Consider the following 17539-nt stretch of genomic DNA (forward strand, 5'->3'; position numbering starts at 1 on the left):
ACCGCTGTGCAAGACTCCGAGGCTGCGCCATGGCGCGAAATTTCGAGGTCGCCCCGGCCGATCACGGCGGGCACTCCCCACATGAAAAAGGAACCCCCAATGCAGCTCGACATGCTTCAGACCCAGCGGCAGTTCCACGTCCGGCAGCGGGTCCGGTTGATGGTCAACCAGTACCAGGTGCACGCGGTCACACCGGACGGCTCCGAGGGCGAGATGCTCGCCTTCGCCCAGCAGAAGCGGATGGCCTTCAAGGAACAGGTGACGCTCTACACGGACGACACCAAGCAGCAGCCGGTGCTCGGCTTCAAGGCCCGCCAGGTGATGGACCTCGGCGCGACGTACGACGTGACGGACGCGGCTGGCAACCCGATCGGCCTGTTCCGGAAGGACTTCAAGGCGTCCCTGCTCCGCTCCACCTGGCACGTCGAGCAGCCCGGTCTCGGGCGGGCCACCGGGCAGGAGCGGAGCCTCCCGGTCGCGCTGCTCCGCCGTTTCGTCGACTCGCTCTCCTGGCTGCCGTACCACTTCGACTACACCATCGGCGGGCAGCCGGCGTTCTCGGTCATCAAGAAGTGGGGCCTGCGCGACCGGTACGTCATCGAGATCCACCAGCCGCAGCTCGACCGCCGTCTGGTCATCGCGATGGCGGTGGGCCTGGACGCCCTGCAGAGCCGCTGAGCCGGACCGGGCGCGTGCCCACGTCGGACACGCGCCCACCAGCGCTGACGACCCGGTACCGGGCGGTCCCTGGCTCCGGCACGTCCGCCGACGCCGCCGTGCGACGCCGGAGGTCCGGTGCCGCCGGCATCGACCACCGCCGTACGACAACGTTCGGGACCCGGCTGGCGCGCCACCCCGTCGAGGGGGCAGCATGACGGGCGTGTCCCAGCCTCCACAACTCGCCGCCGTACAGGGTCGCGCCCGGGCGCTTCGCGACGGCGGCGACGACCCGGCCGCCCGGCGGCTGCTCGCACAGGCGCTCGAAGCGGCCCGGCCGGCGTACGGTAAGGACCATCCCGACGTGCTGGCCACGGCGCACCTGCTGGCCCAGTGGCACCGGGAGGCCGACGATCCGGCGGCGGCCCGCCGCATTCTCGAAGAGGCGCTGATCGACGGCCAGCACCGCTTCGGTGACGCGGATCCGCTGATGCTCGCCCTGACCTTCGAGTTGGGCACCGTGGCCGAGGAACTGGGCAACCGGCACGAGGCCCGCCGCAACTTCGGCCGGGTGGCCAGCCTGGGCCCCGGGGTGCTCGGCGACGACAACTGGCAGGTCCGGGCGGCCCGGAACTATCTCGGCGACGCACCGTCGAACGGCGGCGGCGCGGCCCAGCAGCCACCCGGGCCTCCCCCGATACCGGTCTCGGCGCCACACGCACCCGTCTCAGCGCCACACGCACCCGTCTCGGGGCCACACGCACCCGTCTCAGCGCCGCACGCACCCGTCTCGGGGCCACACGCACCCGTCTCGGGGCCGCATGCGGCGGCACCGGTGTCGTCGGCACCCGGGCCGTTCCAGCCGCAGCCCGGTGGGCTGTACCCGGCGAGCACCGGGGTCGGCGAGGAGTGGGCCCCGACCCCGACCAGCGGGCCGGCCTACTCGGCGATCGACGAGCCCACCTCCACGTACCCGTCGATCTCTGCCGGCCAGCCGTCCTCGTCGTACGCGCCGCCGCAGGCCGAGCACGTGGCGTCGACGTACCCGCCGTACTCCTCGCGGTCGGTGGGGCAGCCGGAGCCGTACCCGGTGATCGCCACGACCCCCACCCCGACGCCGGTCCCGGCGCCAGCGCCGGCCGAGCCCGCCCGGGGCCGGGGCGCGACGGTGGCGGCGGCGGTCGCCGCGGCCGCCGCGGTGATCGCCGCGATCGTGGTGGTGTTCGCCGTGGTCGCCGACCGGGACCCGCCGGCCAACACCGCCGACCAGGGCGACAACCGTGGGGAGCCGGTCATCGCCGGCGAGAAGCCGACGAACGTGAAACTGCTCGACGAGGGTGCGGCGATCACCATCAGCTGGACCGACCCGAGCGGCGGCACGGTGCCGTTCGTCGTCGCCGGTGCCCGGGCCAACCAGGAGACCAAGGCGATGGGCTCGCCCGTCGCGGGTGAGACCACGTTCAAGGTCAACGCGTTGAATCCCCGGCTCGATTACTGCTTCACCGTGCTGGCGGTCTATTCCACGAACGAATACGCCCCCTCGGACCTGGTCTGCACAAACCGGGGTGGCGCGGGGGCAACTCCTCGCTGATCACAATTCAACACCGATTGCAGCCCTGTTGACCTGCGGGGACGGCCGTGGAAGCCCAAGGTTATCCACAATTCGCCGCGCGTCCGTCCACAGCGTCATGTTCCGGGTACCCGCGTACAAAGGGCTGGCCATATGATGGCACCCGGTTTCGGGGAGATTCGCTGACGACGGCGGTGGACACGACCGCCAAGGCGTGGGGAGGGCGGCCGGCTGTGGTCACCACAGACAACGGCTTCACAGGTAGTGACGGAATCGGCGGAGAGAATTCCGTCGGGGTGGCGCCCGGCACGCCCCCGGCTCGTCGCCGGTCCCGCCTTCGCGGCGGCCTGGTCACCATCGCGACCGTGGCGGCGCTGGCCGCCGCGATGGGTCTGACCGTTCTCGGGCTGGGCGCGGCGGACAACGCGGTGGCCAGCTACGACGCGAGTTCCTGGCTGTGGAGCATGGCCAAGAGCGAGATGGCCCGGGTCAACGGGGTCACCGGCAAGGTCGACACCCGGGTGCAGATTCCGCAGGGTCGCAGCCACCGGATGCAGGTCGTCCAGACAGACCGCCTGCTGGTCCTGCGCGACCTGAACACCGGCCAGGTCAGCTCGCTCGACCTGGCGACGCTACAGATCATCGCGACCACCAGGACCACGGCCGGGATCGGCGTCAACGTGGCGCTGCACGAGGACTCGGCGTTCGTGGTCGACGCGGTGCAGGGAATCGTCCGGCAGCTCGACCCGCGCGCGCTCACCCCGGTCGGCGAGCAGATCAACTATCCGCCGGGCATCACCGGCGGCGCCTTCGACGGCAAGGGTCGACTCTGGATCGCGGTGCCCAGCGAGGGGACGGTCTCCGCCATCACCGCCGCCGATGTCGGCGCGGCCGGCTCCGCCGACGGCGGGGGCACGGGCGGCGGGGTAAGCCCGAAGCAGATCCGCAGCGAGGCGGTCGCCGACCCCAGCCACGACCTGACCATCTCCACGCTGGACGACGGCGTCGCGGTGCTCGACCGGACCACCGGCACGCTGACCACGCTGCGCGGCGACGAAAAGCCGCTTCCGGTCAAGCTCCCGCTCACCGGGCCCGGCTCGCTGCCGGAGCGCACCACCGGTCCACAGGTGCCGGTGACCGTGCTCGACGACCGGAACGTCGTCGTCTCCGAGAAGGGCACGATCGGACAGCAGTTCAAGGTGCCCGGGGCGGGGACCCAGCTCAGCCCGGCCGTCTCCTGGGCCGGCCGGTTCTACTGCGCGGACGAGGACACCGGCACGGTCTACTCGTTCGACGAGGCCGGGAAGTTGATCGAAAAGATCGAGATCAAGGGCGCCAACGGTCCGCTGGAGCTGGAGGTCCGGGAGAACCACCTGTTCATCAACGCCCCGAACTCCGCCACCGCCCGGGTCATCGACGACCAGCACCACGTCCGCGAGGTCGACAAGTACGCGGACAACATCCTGGGTGGCGACCCGCCGCCGGACCCGCCGGCCCCGCCGCCACCACCGAAGCCGAGGATCAGCAAGCCGAGTGCACCGAAGTCCGTGACCGCCTCGGCCGGAAACGCCCAGGCGCGGGTGAGCTGGCGCGCGGCCGCCCCGAACGGCTCGGCGATCACCCGGTACGTGGTGCAGGGCGCCGGCCGGACCTTCGAGGTGGGTGCGAACCAGCGCTCGGTGGAGGTGACCGGCCTGACCAACGGCGAGACCTACCGGTTCGCCGTGCACGCGGTGAACGGCAAGGGCGCCGGCCCGACCCGGAACAGCAACCCGGTGGTACCGACCTCCGAGGTGCCCGACCCGCCGGCCAGTATCACCGCGCAGGAGCGGCCGGACGGCACGGTGCTGGTCAAGTGGCCGGCGGCCAACGGACAGGGCTACAAAATCAACAAGTACGCGGTGACCGCGATCTCGGCCGGCGCGAACGCCCCGGCCGGCGAGTCGACCAAGACCGAGCTGGTGATCCCGGCCGGAGAACTCGACTACGGCAACCAGTACGCCTTCACCGTGATCTCGATCAACGAGAAGGGTGCCGGCTCGGCGGCGTCACCGGTCAGCAACAGCGTGGTGCCGTTCGCCACCCCGGGTGCACCGGTCAACCTGAAGGCGCAGACCGTCGGCGGGTCCAAGGGCACCATCTCGATGACCTGGAGCCCGCCCGCCGACAACGGCCGGCCGATCACCAAGTACGTGGTCGAGGCGGGCGGCAAGAGGAGCGAGGTGACCGACACCCGGGCCACCGTGGACGGTCTGGGCAACGGCGCGACCGTCAACGTCCGGGTACAGGCCGTCAACGAGGCCGGTCCCGGAGCCGCCGCCACCGACACGGCGACCACGGTCGCGCTGCCCACGGTGACGGTCACCGGCGGGTCGTCGGACGCCACCTCGGTCACGGTCGACTTCACCGTGAACGCGGGCGGTGGAGACCCGGCGTGTTCGGTCACCCCGGCGGGCCGCGCCAAGGTGAACGGCGGCTGTTCCAGCATCAGGGTCACCGGGCTGGCCCCGGGCACGACGTACGACCTCACGGTGACCGTGACCAACGCGGCCGGCAGCGACACCGCTCCCGCCAGCAGGGCGACCCAGCCCGTCTACGGCATCGCCACCTGCCGCAACGGCCAGAACGGTGACACCGCGACGTACTGTGACAACGACCGGGCCGGTCGCAACGGCAACGAGATCTTCTCGGTGACCCGGCAGGACAACAACCGGCAGGTCGGCTGGGTGCCGAACGGCCGCCGGTTGAAGGCGTTCTGCAAGGCGTCCGGCGAAGACGTCGACGCGTACATCTACAACAGCAACAAGCGGAGCACCTGGTGGGTCCGGGTGGAGTACGAGGGGCAGAACTACATCCCCTGGGCCTGGCTCAACCTCGAAGGCGGCGACAACATCAACGTCCTGCCGACCTGCTGATCGCACCACCTCGCAAGGAGCACCACAGCCGTGAACAACCACGAGCCGCTTACCCCGCACCATGTGCAGGGCTTCGCCAGCCTGGCCGCCCGGATCGCCGACAACATCAACTCGGTGGTGCTGGGTAAGCCGCACGTGGTCCGGCTGGCGCTGACCGCGCTCTTCGCCCAGGGGCACGTCCTGCTGGAGGACGTGCCCGGGGTCGGCAAGACGACCCTGGCCCGGGCGATCGCGGCCACCGTGCACGGACAGTGGCGGCGCATCCAGTTCACCCCGGACCTGTTGCCCTCCGACGTCTCCGGGGTGACCATCTTCAACCAGGCGACCCGGGCCTTCGAGTTCCATCCCGGGCCGGTGTTCGCCAACATCGTCATCGCGGACGAGATCAACCGGGCCTCGCCGAAGACCCAGTCCTCGCTGCTGGAGGTGATGGAGGAACGGAACGTCACCGTCGACGGGGTCCGGCACCCCGTACCCCGGCCGTTCCTGGTGGTCGCCACCCAGAACCCGGTCGAGATGGACGGGACGTACCGGCTTCCCGAGGCGCAGCTCGACCGGTTCCTGGTGAAACTCTCCATCGGGTACCCCGACGAGCTGGTCGAGATCGAGGTGCTGCGCGGGGCCACCGTCCGGTCACCGGAGGCGCTGGAGGCGGTCACCGACACCGCCACGGTCGGCGAGATGGTCCGGATGGCCCAGCGGGTGCACATCGCCGACCCGCTCTACGCGTACGCCGTCCGGCTGGCCGCGGCGACCCGCAACCACTCCCAGGTCCGGGTCGGGGTCAGCCCCCGGGGCGTGATCGCCCTGACCCGGGCGGCCTGTTCGTACGCCCTGATCGACGGGCGCGGTTGGATCATGCCGGAGGATCTCAAGATCCTGGCCGAGCCGGTCTTCGCGCACCGGATCCTGCTCTCCCCCGACGCCCAGGTGCGCGGTGTCACCGCAGCCGAGGTGCTGCACGAGGCGGTCGCGTCGGTACCGGTGCCGCTCCCCTCGGGGCAGCTCGCCGCCGCGGGCACCTGACCCCGACACCATGATCATCACTGCCCGCGGCATCGGTCTTCTCGCCGCCGCCGCCCTGCTCCTGGCCGCCGGCTTCGGCTTCGGCTACCCCGAACTCGCCCTGCTCGGCGCCACCGCCGCGATCGCGGTGGCCTGCGCCGCCGGCAACGCCGCCTGGCGGCCCCGGCTCGACGTGTCCCGGGTGGCCGATCCGGACAGGGTGGGCCGGGGCGAGCCGGCCACCATGACCCTCACCGTGCGGAACAGCGCCCGTCTGCGGTCGGCGAACCTGATCGCCGAGGACCGCTGCGGCACCCGTCCGGTGCCGGTGCCACTGCTCCGGCTGCGCCCCGGCCGGGACACGACGGTCAGCTATCCGGTACCCACCCACCGGCGCGGGGTGATCGCCGTCGGCCCGCTCCGGGTCACCGGCCGGGACGCCCTCGGGCTCATCACCGTCGCCCGGTCACACGGCGGAACCGCGCAGGTCTGGGTGCACCCCCGGATCCACCTGTTGTCCGCCGTGCCCGCCGGAGTGTCCCGGAGCCTGGACGGCCGGCACGACAAGGTGCCGCACGGCTCGATCACCTTCGACTCGCTCCGGGAGTACGTCGTCGGCGACGAACTGCGCCGGGTGCACTGGCGGAGCAGCGCCAAGGTGGGCGAGCTGATGGTCCGCGAGCAACTGGACACCAGCCTGCCCCGGATCGTCGTACTGCTGGACAACCGGGCCGGCGCCCATCCTGACCGGACCGGTGGGATCGCGGAGACGTTCGAGTCGGCCTGTGAGGCGGCGGCCTCGGTGGTCGCCGCCGCCCGCCGCGAGGACCTGCCGGTGACGCTGCTGCTGGTCGCCGACGACGACGGGACCGGAGAGTTCCTCGACCGGCTCGCCGCCGCCGACCTGGTGCCGGGGCGACGGGGCGACGACAGCGATCCGCTGCGTACCGCCACCCTCCGGCTGCGGCAGGAACGGCTCGGCGACACCCTGGTCTTCCTCACCGGGCCGGGCGCCCGCGCCGACCTGGGCTACGTCGGGGCGCTGCGGCCGGCGTACCCGTCGGTGGTCGCCGGGGTGTTCGCGACCGGCGGGCAGACCCCGGGCGCCGTGTCCGGCCTGGTCGTGATCGACGCGGCGGACGGCGCGGAGTTCGCCGCCGAGTGGGACGGAGTCCGGCGGTGGTGAGGTTGCTGCGGGCGCTGCCGGTGCCCTTGGCCCTGATCGCGATGATCGGGCTCGCCGGCACGGTGCTCGGCCGGGTCTACGCCGGTCCGCTGCTCACCCAACTCGTGCTCGGCGCGGCGGTCGGCTCCGTCGGGGTCAGTGTGGCCGCCCGGCGGCTGCCGTCCTGGTTGGTCGCACCGCTCTCGGTGGGCGCACTGCTCGGTTACACGGCGTTCGCGCTGTGGTTCACCGCGCAGCGGGCCGACCTGCCGGGCGCGCTCGGCACGGTGGCGACGGACGCCGCCCGCAACGGCATCCCCCGGCTGCTCACCGCGCTGATTCCGGTCGAGCCGATGCCGGACACCGTGATCGTGCCGCTGGTCACCGCCTGGCTGGCCGGGCTGGCCGGCGCCGAGGTCGGGATCCGGGCCAGCCGGGTGCTGCTCGGTCTGGTCGCCCCCGCCGGCCTGTACGCCGGGGCGCTCTACGTGGTCGGCCCGAACGCCGACCCGACCATCTGGCCTACGGTGGCGTTCGCCGCGGCGGGAGCGGTGGCGCTCGCCGCGGGCGGGCGGCCGAACCAGCCGGTCCCGGGCGGGTCCGGCCCCGGTTCCGAGCTTCCCCCGGCGGTCCGGGCCAGCATGCGGCTCCGGCTGCTCGCCAGCACCGCCGCCGGACTGGCCGTGGTGATCGGGCTGGCCGCCCTGCTGGCACCGCTGGTGGCCCGCCAGGTCGGCACCACCCCGGTCGACCCGCGCCGTTACGTGCAACCACCGCAGGTGGAGAGCCTCGACGAGAACCCGCTCATCCGGATCTCCGGCTGGGCGTTGAGTCCGGAGCAGAAGCTGCTCGACGTGATCACCTCCGGTGTACCGGTGCCGGCCGGTCCGGCTACCGGAGCCCCGACCGGCGGTGCCGAACCCTCCCCGGCCGACGGCGAGGCGCCGGATGGGCAGGACCCGGTCGAGGAGCTGGAACGGACCCGCGCGGTACGGATCCGACTCGCCGTGCTGAACGACTACGACGGGGTGACCTGGCGGGTCGGCGCCACGTACCGCAACGCCGGGCGGGTGCTGCCGGCGGCGGAGTCCCTGCCCGACGTTCCGACGGAACGGGTCGAGCAGCAGATCACCATCGACGGGCTGGCCGGACGGCTGCTGCCCGCCGTACCCACTCCGCGCGAGGTGACCGGCGCCCGGGTGGCGTACGACCAGAGCAGCGGCACCATGATCCAACCCGACGGGCTGCGCTCCGGGCTGGCCTACTCGGTCACCTCGGTACGCGAGCGCCCCGACTACAACCTGCTGCCGGCGGCGAACGTGCCGTCCGGTGACGCGGTCGCCCGGTTCCTCCGGGTGGAGGCCGGTGCGCCCGAGCAACTCCAGCGGCTCGCCACCCAGCTCGCCGAGGATAACGGTGCCCCGTACGAGCGGGCCGCGGCGATCGAGAGCTTCCTCGCCGAGCACTACCGGGTGGTCCCGGACGCACCGAGCGGGCACGCCTATCCGAACCTCAACTTCTTCCTCTTCGGCCCGAGCAACGGTGGCGGGCAACGCGGCACCTCGGAGCAGTTCGCCGCCTCGTTCGCCGTACTGGCCCGGATGATGGGCCTGCCCAGCCGGGTGGTGGTCGGCTTCCAGTCGTCCACCGGCAGCGGACCGGTACGCGCCGCGGACGCGCTCGCCTGGCCGGAGGTGCTCTTCGACGGGCTCGGCTGGGTGCCGTTCAACCCGCTGCCGAAGCCGAACACCAAACCCCGGCCGGTCGAGGAGGACTTCAAGCCGGAGCCGGAGGACCCGACCCCGCCACCGGACGAGGCCAGCGCGACCGCCGAACCCACCCCGAGCGGTACGCCCGACCCGGCCGCCGCCCCGAGCCGGCGCGGCGGCCCGGGCACACCGGTGCTGGTCGGTGGCGGTACCGGCGGCCTGTTACTGGTGCTGGCCGGGCTGGCAACGGTGGTCGTCAGCCTGCGGCGGGCCCAGCGGCGCCGCCGGCTCGCCGACGGTTCGCCGGCGCAACGGATCTACGGTGCCTGGCGGGAGGTGACCGACGCGTTGCGGCTGGCCGGCCGACCGGTGCCGAACCACCTGGCGGCGACCGAGGTCGCGGAGCACGCCCGGTCCAGCCTCCGGGGCGCGACCGACCCGTCGGCTCCGACCGGCCCAACCGGCTCGGCCGGCTCCGTCGGCTCGGCCGGCTCCGTCGGCTCCGTCGGCTCCGTCGGCTCCGTCGGCTCCGTCGGCTCAGCCGGCTCCGTCGGCCCAACCGCCCCAGCCGGCCCCGTCGGCTCAGCCGGCGATGCTCGGGACCTGGCGCAGGCACCGGCCGGCCCGACGGATCCGGCCCGGCCGGGGGCGCTGCGCCACGCCGTTCCACCGATCGACGATCTGGCCGTCCTGGTGAACCTGGCCGCGTTCGCGCCGGGCAACGCCACCGACGACGAGGCCCGCCGGGCTGCCGAGCTGGCGCTGACGTACGCGGACGAGCTGCGTGCAGGCCGGCCGTGGTGGCGGCGGGTGCTCTGGTCCCTGCATCCCGGCCCGCTGCGCTGGCGGAGCTGACCGGCTCAGCTGGTTCCTCCGGTCGCCGGGCCGAGCTGGGCGATCGTCGTGGCCAGCGCCGCGGCTCCGCCGGCCGCCAGCTCCGGGGTGGGCAGCAGGGCGAGCACCGGAATGTCCACTCCGGCCGCCGCGTACCGCTCGATCCCGGCCCGGCAGGCCTCCGGTGAGCCGTGCACCACCAGGGCGTCGACCAGCTCGTCCGGGACCAGCTCGCCGGCTCCTCGGCGGTCGCCGGCCGACCAGGCCCGCCACATCGGACCGAGTACCGGCTCCCGGCCGAGCCAGCGGTGGAACTCGGCGTACGCCGGCACGGTCAGGTAGGTGGTGATCAGCCGGCGGCCCACCGCGCGGGCGTGTTGGACGTCCTCGGTGGGGCAGACGAAGATCCGGGCAGCGACCTCGAAGCCGGCCCGGCGCTCACCCAGCTCGGTCAGGACCGTCGGTACGTCCTGCGCGGCGAGCCAGTTGAGGATGGTGCCGTCCGCCTCGGCACCGGCCAGCCGCAGCATCCGGGGGCGCAACGCGGCCAGCAGGATCGGCGGCGGTACGACCGGCGGCCGCTCCAACCGGAACCGCCGTACGGTGAAGGTGTCGTACACCTCGTCGACCAGTTCGCCCCGCAGTGCCGCGCGCAGGAAGCGCAGCATGTCCCGGGTCCGCCGGAACGGCTCGACGAACCGGGCGGCGTTCCAGTCCTGGACCAGCACCGGGGACGACGCCCCGATGCCGAGCGAGAACCGTCCCGGCGCGGCTTCGGCCAGGGCCGCCGCGCTCATCGCCAGCAGGCCGGGCCCACGGGTGTAGACCGGCGCGATCGCGGTGCCGAGCCGCACGTCCGGTTGCCATGCGGCGGCGAGCGCCAACGGCGTGAACGCGTCGCTGCCGGCCACCTCGGAGGACCACAGGTCGGTGAACCCGGCTTCCACGAGTGCGGCGTAGATCGCGGCGTGCCCGGCGAGCGGGACGCCGCTCAGCGGCACGGTCATCCCCCAGCGTGTGGTCATCGGTCGATGGTGCCTGGTCGATCGCCGGCCCGGCAAGATCCCGCGCCGGTATCCCCGGAACCAGGCCCGATCTTGTAGCCTCGGCCGCGTGACGTTCTCGATAGTCGCGCGGTCCGACGACGGCAGGATGCACGGCGTCGCGGTGGCGAGCAAGTTCCTCGGGGTCGGCGCCCTGGTGCCCGCCGCCGAGGCCGAGGTGGGCGCGCTGGCCACCCAGGCGTACGCCAACCTGGCCTACCGGCCGCAGGGACTCGCCTTCCTCCGTACGGGTCTGGCCGCGGCCGACGTGGTGGCCGGGCTGGTCGCCGCAGACCCGGGCCGGGCGCAGCGGCAACTCGGGGTGGTCGGCGTCGACGGCGAGGGCGCCAGCTACACCGGGCCGGGCTGCACCGACTGGGCCGGTGGGCAGGCCGGTACCGGCTGGGCGGTCCAGGGCAACATCCTGACCGGCCCGGAGGTGCTGGACGAGATGCGCGACGCGTGGCTGGGCCTCGCCGACCGGACCTTCGCGGAACGCCTCCTCGGGGCGCTGGCCGCCGGCGACCGGGCCGGCGGCGACCGCCGTGGCCGGCAGAGCGCGGCGCTGCTGGTGGTCGCCCGGGGCGGCGGGTACGGCGGCGGCAGCGACGTCGTGCTGGACCTGCGGGTGGACGACCATCCCGAGCCGGTGCCGGAGTTGGCCCGCCTGCTGGACGTGCACACCCTGCTCTTCGGCCGGCCCGATCCGCAGACGCTGCTCGACCTTACCGGTGACCTCGCCGACGAGGTGGCGGTGCTGCTCGGCGTGCGGGGCTATCCCGACGACGGCTCCGGGCTGGACGACCGGCTCGCCGCCTGGGCCGGGGTGGAGAACCTGGAGGAGCGCCTGGTGCCCGCCCGGATCGACCCGGTCGTGCTGGCCCACCTGCGCGCCCGGTCCTGACCCGGCGACGGGGGCACCGGCGGGATCACCCGAAGGTCGGCCAGCGTACGTCCCGACGGTCGATCTCGGCCCGTTCGGCGTCGGTGAGCGGCCATCTACCGGTGGCCTTGGCGATCAGCGTCAGCCGGTCCCAGCCCAGCTCGTCGGCGAGTCCGGCACCCGCCGCGCCCGCCGCCCGATCCAGCAGACCACTGATCAGGTCGGCGGCCGGCGTGGTCAACCACGGCTCCCGCCCGAGCGCGCTCGCCAGGTCCAGCCCGTGTACGCCCAACTCCACCACCCGGGTCACCAGGAACTCGTCGAGCGTCATCGGGTCGCCGTGCCTCGTGCGTACCAGCCGGTCGGGTTCTGCCTTGGCGCTGGCCGCGTACGCCGCCCGCCAGGTGCGGTCGAAGTCCTCCGCCAGCGCGCGACCGCTGTCGAACTCGGCGCCCTCCCGCCGCGCGGTGTCGACCCGGGCGGCGTCGGTCTCCGGGGCGAACTTCGCCGGCCCGAAGTAGTCCGCGGCGTCGACCTCGGCACCCGGCGGCGCGGGCGCGGCGAGCATGCCGATCACCCGGCCGGCGCCGGTACGCACATGGGCCGCCAGATCCCGGACGTTCCACGGCGGACAGCCGGTGGGGCGCAGCTGGTCCGCCTCGGTCAGCTCGGCCAGTACGTCGGAGAGCCGCCCGGCCTCCGCCGCGAAGGCGTCCCGTACCAACATCCCGGGAACGCTAGCCGACGGCGGGTCGGTCGGCGTCGGCCGTGTGCCGGGGAACCACCCGGTGCATGGTGAGCAGCACCAGGGCGGTCACCACGGCGGCGGTTCCGGCGATGCCGGCCGCGCTGCCGCCGTACGCGACCAGGAGCTGGTGGCGGTCGAACTCCGGCATCGGCGTCGAGCGCGCACCGTCGGTCCAGCCGATGGCGATCGCGGCGGCCAGCAGCAGGGCCAGGCCGCCGATGGCCAGCACGCTGAACACCCGACGGTTTCCGTCGGCGGGTTCGACCTGCAGGTCGTCGCCCTGCCTCAGCAGCAGTACGAAGCTGGCCGCGGTTGCCCAGGCCCCGACGATCAGCAGTGCCGTCACGGAGTCGCTGGGCCGGTGCCAGCCGGCCGACAGGGTGGCGACCCCGGCCGCCGCGGCGTACCCGGCGCCGACCAGCGCGCCCCAGCCACGGACCCGGGGCGGCAGCACCATGACCAGCGCGATCGCCACCGAGGCGGCCACCGTGGTGTGTCCACTGGGCAGGCTGTTGCCGGCCGTCTCGCGCTCCGGGTCGACGCCGAAGTCGGGCCGCTCGATGAAGTACTTGAGGGCCTGGGTGGTCACGTTCGCGCCCGCGATGAGCAGTACGGTCACCACCGCCAGCAGAAACCGCCGGCGGATCAGCGCGATGAACCCGATGACCGCGGTGGCGGCCACCAGCGACAGCAGGGAGACCGCGTTGAGCACCCCGCCGATAATGCCCTCGATCCGCTCCCGCCCGATCGAGTTGCCGTTCAGCGCGATCGTGTCGAGCAGTTGGCCCTGCTCGGTGCCGACGGCGAACCGCCAGACGACGACAACCGTCATTATCTGCACCGCGGTCAGCACGACCAGCCAGGCGCCTGTCAGGATCCTGCTCCGCCCACGCACGCGGCACACCGTAGCGGACGTGCCGGACATGCCCGGCACCGCACCCTCCGGGTACCACGCTCGGATCGGGACAGCAAGAAGCAGGAGGGGCCGCCACGGGGGAAGCGGCCCCTCCTGCTCTCTGCCACGATACTCCGTCCCGGCGCAGACGGCACGACGGGCTGACTGAAAACTCAGGATCCGGCGTACGGCGGAGCCGGACGTTTCGCCCCGGACTCCTCCGGGTGGCAAGCCAAACGGGCGGCACCGGAGGTACCGCCCGTCCGTGGTCTTACCGCTGGTCCGGCAGGTACTGCCGGAGGAGGGAGTGGCGGGCCGGCCGGACCGCTGCGTTGGCCAATCCGGCCGGGCCCGCCACGTGTGGCCTGACCGTGGGAATCAGGCCCGTCTGGGAACCGGGATCAACCGATCAGCCGGTCGTAGTCGTGCAGTGCCATCGCCACGTCGATCTGCGCCCAGAAGCGGTGGTAGTTGAACGTCGGCACCGCGCCGCCGTTCAGGTACGCCTCCACCTTGGGCCAGTCCGGGTCCTCCTCGAGGAACGAACGGATGCTCAGGAAGGTGGACTGGGAGTTGATCGGGTCACCGTTCGGCATCGTGCCGGTGAAGCTCGACGGGACGTACAGGCCCTGGCCGGTGCTGGAGTTGTAGGTGTCGTCGAACCGGTTGTAGTCCGCCTTCGACTCCGTCACCGACACGCCCAGGTCGTCCTTGTGCTGCAGGACGGCGTCGAGCAGCGCCTTGGCCATGGTCTTGGCGCCCGCGTGGTCGGCCTTGGCACCGTAGTAGACCAGCGTCCGGGCGTACGCGCCCGCGACACCGACGTCCGTGGTGTGGTCGACCACCGAGACCCGCAGGTTGCTGTTGTTCACCGAGGTGGTGCCGGCGGACCAGCTTCCACCCGGCTGGCCGCTCCAGCTCAGCGTGGACGGGATCTGGTAGTTCGAGCCGCTCACCGTGGTGTTGGCCAGCGCCCAGTTCACCCACTTGTCCAGCAGTGCCTTGGCCCGGGCGTCACCACTTTCGTGGTAGTACTCCGCCACCCGCTCCATGCTCCACGCCTGGAAGCCGAACCACTGGTTCGACGGCGGGTCGTGGTAGACCGGCTTGACGTCGTACACCATGCCGTAGAACGTCGGCACGCCGGCCGGGCGGGCGCTGTAGTCGCCGTTCCAGCTGTTGGTCGCGCCACCGGCGATCGCACCGTCGGCCGACTGCAGCCAGGTGTAGAAGTCGATCTGCCGGGTGAGGCTGGTGGCCCAGTCGGTACGCGCCGTCGGCGACCGCGGGATCAGCTCGGTGACCGTGGACAGCGCCCAGGCCGCGAACGGGTTCTGGTAGCCGCCGTGGTTGTGGCTGGAGCCGATCCGCCAGGACCAGCTGCTGCTGCCACCCTGCGAGCCGCCCCAGGCGTAGTACCAGGACAGCAGGTAGGCGGAGCTGTTCTTGCCGGTGCCGACCGCACAGGACGGCGAGGCGCAGCCGGGCTGCTTGAAGTACTTGTCGTACATCGCGTAGCGCAGGTAGTCGCCCATCTTGGCGGCGTTCTGCACGGTGGTCGCGATCTGGCTCTGGTTGCCCTGCTCCTTGGCCCACTTCAGCGCCCAGTACGCGGCCTGGACGGCACGCGCGTCGGCGTCCGGAGCGTTGGTGTAACGCCACTGCTGGGCGTACGACGAGTCGCCGATGAACAGCGGCAGGTACCCGTTCGGGCCACCGTCGGCGAACGTCTCGCAGGAGGGGTGCGGAACGGTCTCGAAGACCGACTCCTGCGGGCCACGCTGGTAGGTGTTGATGTACGCCGGCTTGGTGGTGCCGTCGCCGCAGCGGCCGTAGCCGTACACGTTGTCGACGTCGAGCAGCCAGTGCATGCCGTACACCCGGCCACTGTTGTACGTGGACTGGAGTTCGGCGGCCAGCGGGTCCTGACCCACCCGGATGTTCGCGTCGAGCTTGCCACCCTGCTGCGGGTAGAGGTCGGGCCGGTTGGCCTCGGGCGCGTAGTCCGCCGGGTCACTGGCGTTGTAGTTCGACTGGGTCTCGGACGGGATGATGTACCGGTCCATGATCTGCCAGGCGTTGTTGAACGGACCCCACTGCCCGGTGGTCCGGCCGTACATCGCCTCGAGGAAGAGCCAGTAGCTGAACGCCTCACTGGTGGTCTCGTGACCGTGGTCCGGGGCCTCGACCAGCAGCGTCTCGACGGAGTGGTACGGCACGCCCTCGGGGCTGAAGTAGCCGTTCGCCGGAGCCTTGATCTTGTTGTAGAGCTCCAGGAACTCCTCGCCGTACTCGCCGCTCGGCTCGCCGCCCTCGTCGTCGGTCACGGTGACCGCGGTGCTTCCCGGGGTACGCCCGCTGGCGGTGCCGGTGATCGACGCCGCGTCGTTGGTGCTGTCGGCGTCCTGTGCGGCGCTGACCGTCGCGTTGACCCCGCTGTTCCAGTTCGACGGGGTGATGGTGACGCTGGCGGGGCTGACCGTCACGTCGGTGTCGCCGGTCCTGGCGAGCGAGACGGTGACGTTGCTGGTCGGTGCGGCGCTGAGCCGGACGTTGAGCGGGGAGGTGCTGCCCTCGGCCACCGTCACGGTGGCGGGGACGATCACGCTCGCCTGGCTGGTGCCGCCGACGGTGAAGGCCACCTCGTCGATGCCGCTGAGCCCGGCGCTGTCGTACGCGCGGGCCTGGGCGGTGTACGAGCCGGCCGGCAGCGCGCTGTTGGTGTAGCTGTACGGCGCGCTGGTGTCGGTGCCGACCAGCATGCCGTTGCGGTAGAACTCGACGCGCTGGACCGGGCCCTCCGCGTCACTGGCGTTGGCCGAGACGGTGACGTTGGCCGGCGCGGCGAACGTGGCGCCGGCCGCCGGCGCGGTGATGTCCACGGTCGGCGCGGTGTTCTGCGCGCCGTTGCAGGCGACACCGTTGATCGTGAAGGCGGTCGGGCTGGCGTTGGTCCCCGAGTAGGAGCCGTTGAATCCGATGCTGGTCGAACCGCCGGTGCCGATGTTGCCGTTGTACGACAGGTTCGTGGCCGTCACGTTGGCGCCGGACTGGGTCCAGTTGGCCGACCAGCCCTGGGTGAGGCGCTGGTTGCCCGGGAAGGTGAATCCCAGGTTCCAACTGGTCATCGGGTCGCCGACGTTCCGGATGGTGATCGCGGCGGTGAAGCCGGAGCCCCAGCTGTTGGAGGCATAGGTGACGTCGCAGGCGGGGGCGGCATAGGCGGTACCGGGGACGACGGCGACACCCCCGACCACAAGTACGCCTGCGGCGGCCATCGCCACCCGGCGTCTTCCTAAGCTCAACTTCATTTCGTGACTTCTCCTCGCGGACCGGGCCGCGGTGCTGCCGCGGCTGTGGCGCCTCCTGCGCATGGAGCGGAAGCGGTGCGCGTGGGTGGGTGGGCGCCAGGATGGTGGTGGTCAACCCGTCCCGGACCGGGGTCGGCGGACGCCGGAGGAGACGCCGGACGTGGCGGCTCCGATCGGTAACTCAAGGGGGCGCCGTACCGAAATTCGGATGCCCTCGGCGGCCCGCGATCGCGTCAGCTTTTGGCTCCCTAGCGCGATGCTCGACAGTGTGGCATGGGAGCGCTCCCGCAGCAAGTGGAGGCGCGTGCCGCTCCACTACAGAGGGTCGGAGAACAGCCACTGACCTGCGTGGAGAGTCGATCGAGGCGAGCACAACGGAGTTTCCTCGACGTTGGCCAGATGTTTCGATCTTATTTTGGGTCTTTCACAAAACCGTGACGCGGGCTACAGTCCAACCAACGTCGATGGGAGCGCTTCCATCGATGATGGTGTAAGTAGCTTGGATCGCACCAGCTACGGAGACTGTGAACATCCGGTCCGCCGGATTGATCCAACTCCGTTGGGCGAGCTACGGGAAGTATGCCGTAGCCGCCGACCGCTCAGCCACAAGGCTGGCGGCGGGCCAGCCCGGACTCCGCCGTCGGTCATCTCACCACCGTCGAGAGGAGGTGGAACCAGAGCCACTCGCGTGGCCCGGCTCCCGCGCGGCACGCACGACATGGACGCCAATCCGCTCGTGCGTGTTTGTAACTCACGGTGGGGACGGGGGTTGCCCTCCCCGTCCCCACACACTAAACCCCCCGC

The 17539-nt window shown here is 72.0% G+C and carries 11 protein-coding genes; 7 read left to right on the forward strand and 4 right to left on the reverse strand.

Annotation, left to right across the window (positions count from 1 at the left end):
* Positions 1-99 precede the first annotated feature (99 nt).
* The 6 genes from H4W31_RS37435 (at position 100) to H4W31_RS37460 (ending at position 9876) form a co-directional block, all read left to right on the forward strand.
* A complete protein-coding gene (locus tag H4W31_RS37435; RefSeq protein ID WP_192770918.1) occupies positions 100-678 on the forward strand; it encodes an LURP-one-related/scramblase family protein in 579 nt (192 codons plus the stop codon).
* Positions 679-880: 202 nt separating this feature from the next.
* Positions 881-2248 (forward strand): tetratricopeptide repeat protein, encoded by a 1368-nt coding sequence (locus H4W31_RS37440; RefSeq protein WP_192770919.1) that lies wholly within the window; start codon positions 881-883, stop codon positions 2246-2248.
* Positions 2249-2523: 275 nt separating this feature from the next.
* Positions 2524-5142, forward strand: a complete 2619-nt coding sequence (locus tag H4W31_RS37445) for a fibronectin type III domain-containing protein (RefSeq protein ID WP_318783767.1) — start codon at positions 2524-2526, stop codon at positions 5140-5142.
* A gap of 30 nt (positions 5143-5172) precedes the next feature.
* Complete coding sequence (locus H4W31_RS37450) at positions 5173-6168, forward strand: AAA family ATPase (protein ID WP_192770920.1); 996 nt, start codon at positions 5173-5175, stop codon at positions 6166-6168.
* A 10-nt stretch (positions 6169-6178) separates the two neighbouring features.
* On the forward strand, positions 6179-7333 hold the full coding sequence (locus H4W31_RS37455) for a DUF58 domain-containing protein (protein WP_192770921.1): 1155 nt from the start codon (positions 6179-6181) through the stop codon (positions 7331-7333).
* Between the two features lie 41 nt (positions 7334-7374).
* Positions 7375-9876 carry a DUF3488 and transglutaminase-like domain-containing protein gene (locus H4W31_RS37460; RefSeq protein ID WP_192772705.1) on the forward strand — a complete coding sequence of 834 codons (2502 nt, stop codon included), beginning with the start codon at positions 7375-7377 and terminating at the stop codon, positions 9874-9876.
* A 5-nt stretch (positions 9877-9881) separates the two neighbouring features.
* Here H4W31_RS37460 and H4W31_RS37465 read toward each other — a convergent pair whose 3' ends face one another.
* Positions 9882-10862, reverse strand: coding sequence for an LLM class F420-dependent oxidoreductase (locus tag H4W31_RS37465; RefSeq protein ID WP_192772706.1), 981 nt, complete (start codon positions 10860-10862; stop codon positions 9882-9884).
* Between the two features lie 106 nt (positions 10863-10968).
* Between H4W31_RS37465 and H4W31_RS37470 the strand changes: the two genes are divergently transcribed.
* Positions 10969-11802, forward strand: a complete 834-nt coding sequence (locus tag H4W31_RS37470; RefSeq protein WP_192770922.1) for a DUF1028 domain-containing protein — start codon at positions 10969-10971, stop codon at positions 11800-11802.
* 25 nt (positions 11803-11827) lie between these two features.
* Here H4W31_RS37470 and H4W31_RS37475 read toward each other — a convergent pair whose 3' ends face one another.
* From H4W31_RS37475 to H4W31_RS37485, 3 genes are all read right to left on the reverse strand, one after another.
* A complete protein-coding gene (locus tag H4W31_RS37475; protein WP_192770923.1) occupies positions 11828-12508 on the reverse strand; it encodes a maleylpyruvate isomerase N-terminal domain-containing protein in 681 nt (226 codons plus the stop codon).
* Positions 12509-12518: 10 nt separating this feature from the next.
* Positions 12519-13454 carry a phosphatase PAP2 family protein gene (locus H4W31_RS37480; RefSeq protein ID WP_192770924.1) on the reverse strand — a complete coding sequence of 312 codons (936 nt, stop codon included), beginning with the start codon at positions 13452-13454 and terminating at the stop codon, positions 12519-12521.
* Between the two features lie 371 nt (positions 13455-13825).
* Entirely contained in the window at positions 13826-16735 is a 2910-nt protein-coding gene (locus H4W31_RS37485) for a glycoside hydrolase family 48 protein (RefSeq protein ID WP_192770925.1), read from the reverse strand.
* Positions 16736-17539: the final 804 nt, after the last annotated feature.

Origin of the sequence: Plantactinospora soyae (assembly GCF_014874095.1) — a bacterium.
Lineage (GTDB): Bacteria > Actinomycetota > Actinomycetes > Mycobacteriales > Micromonosporaceae > Plantactinospora > Plantactinospora soyae.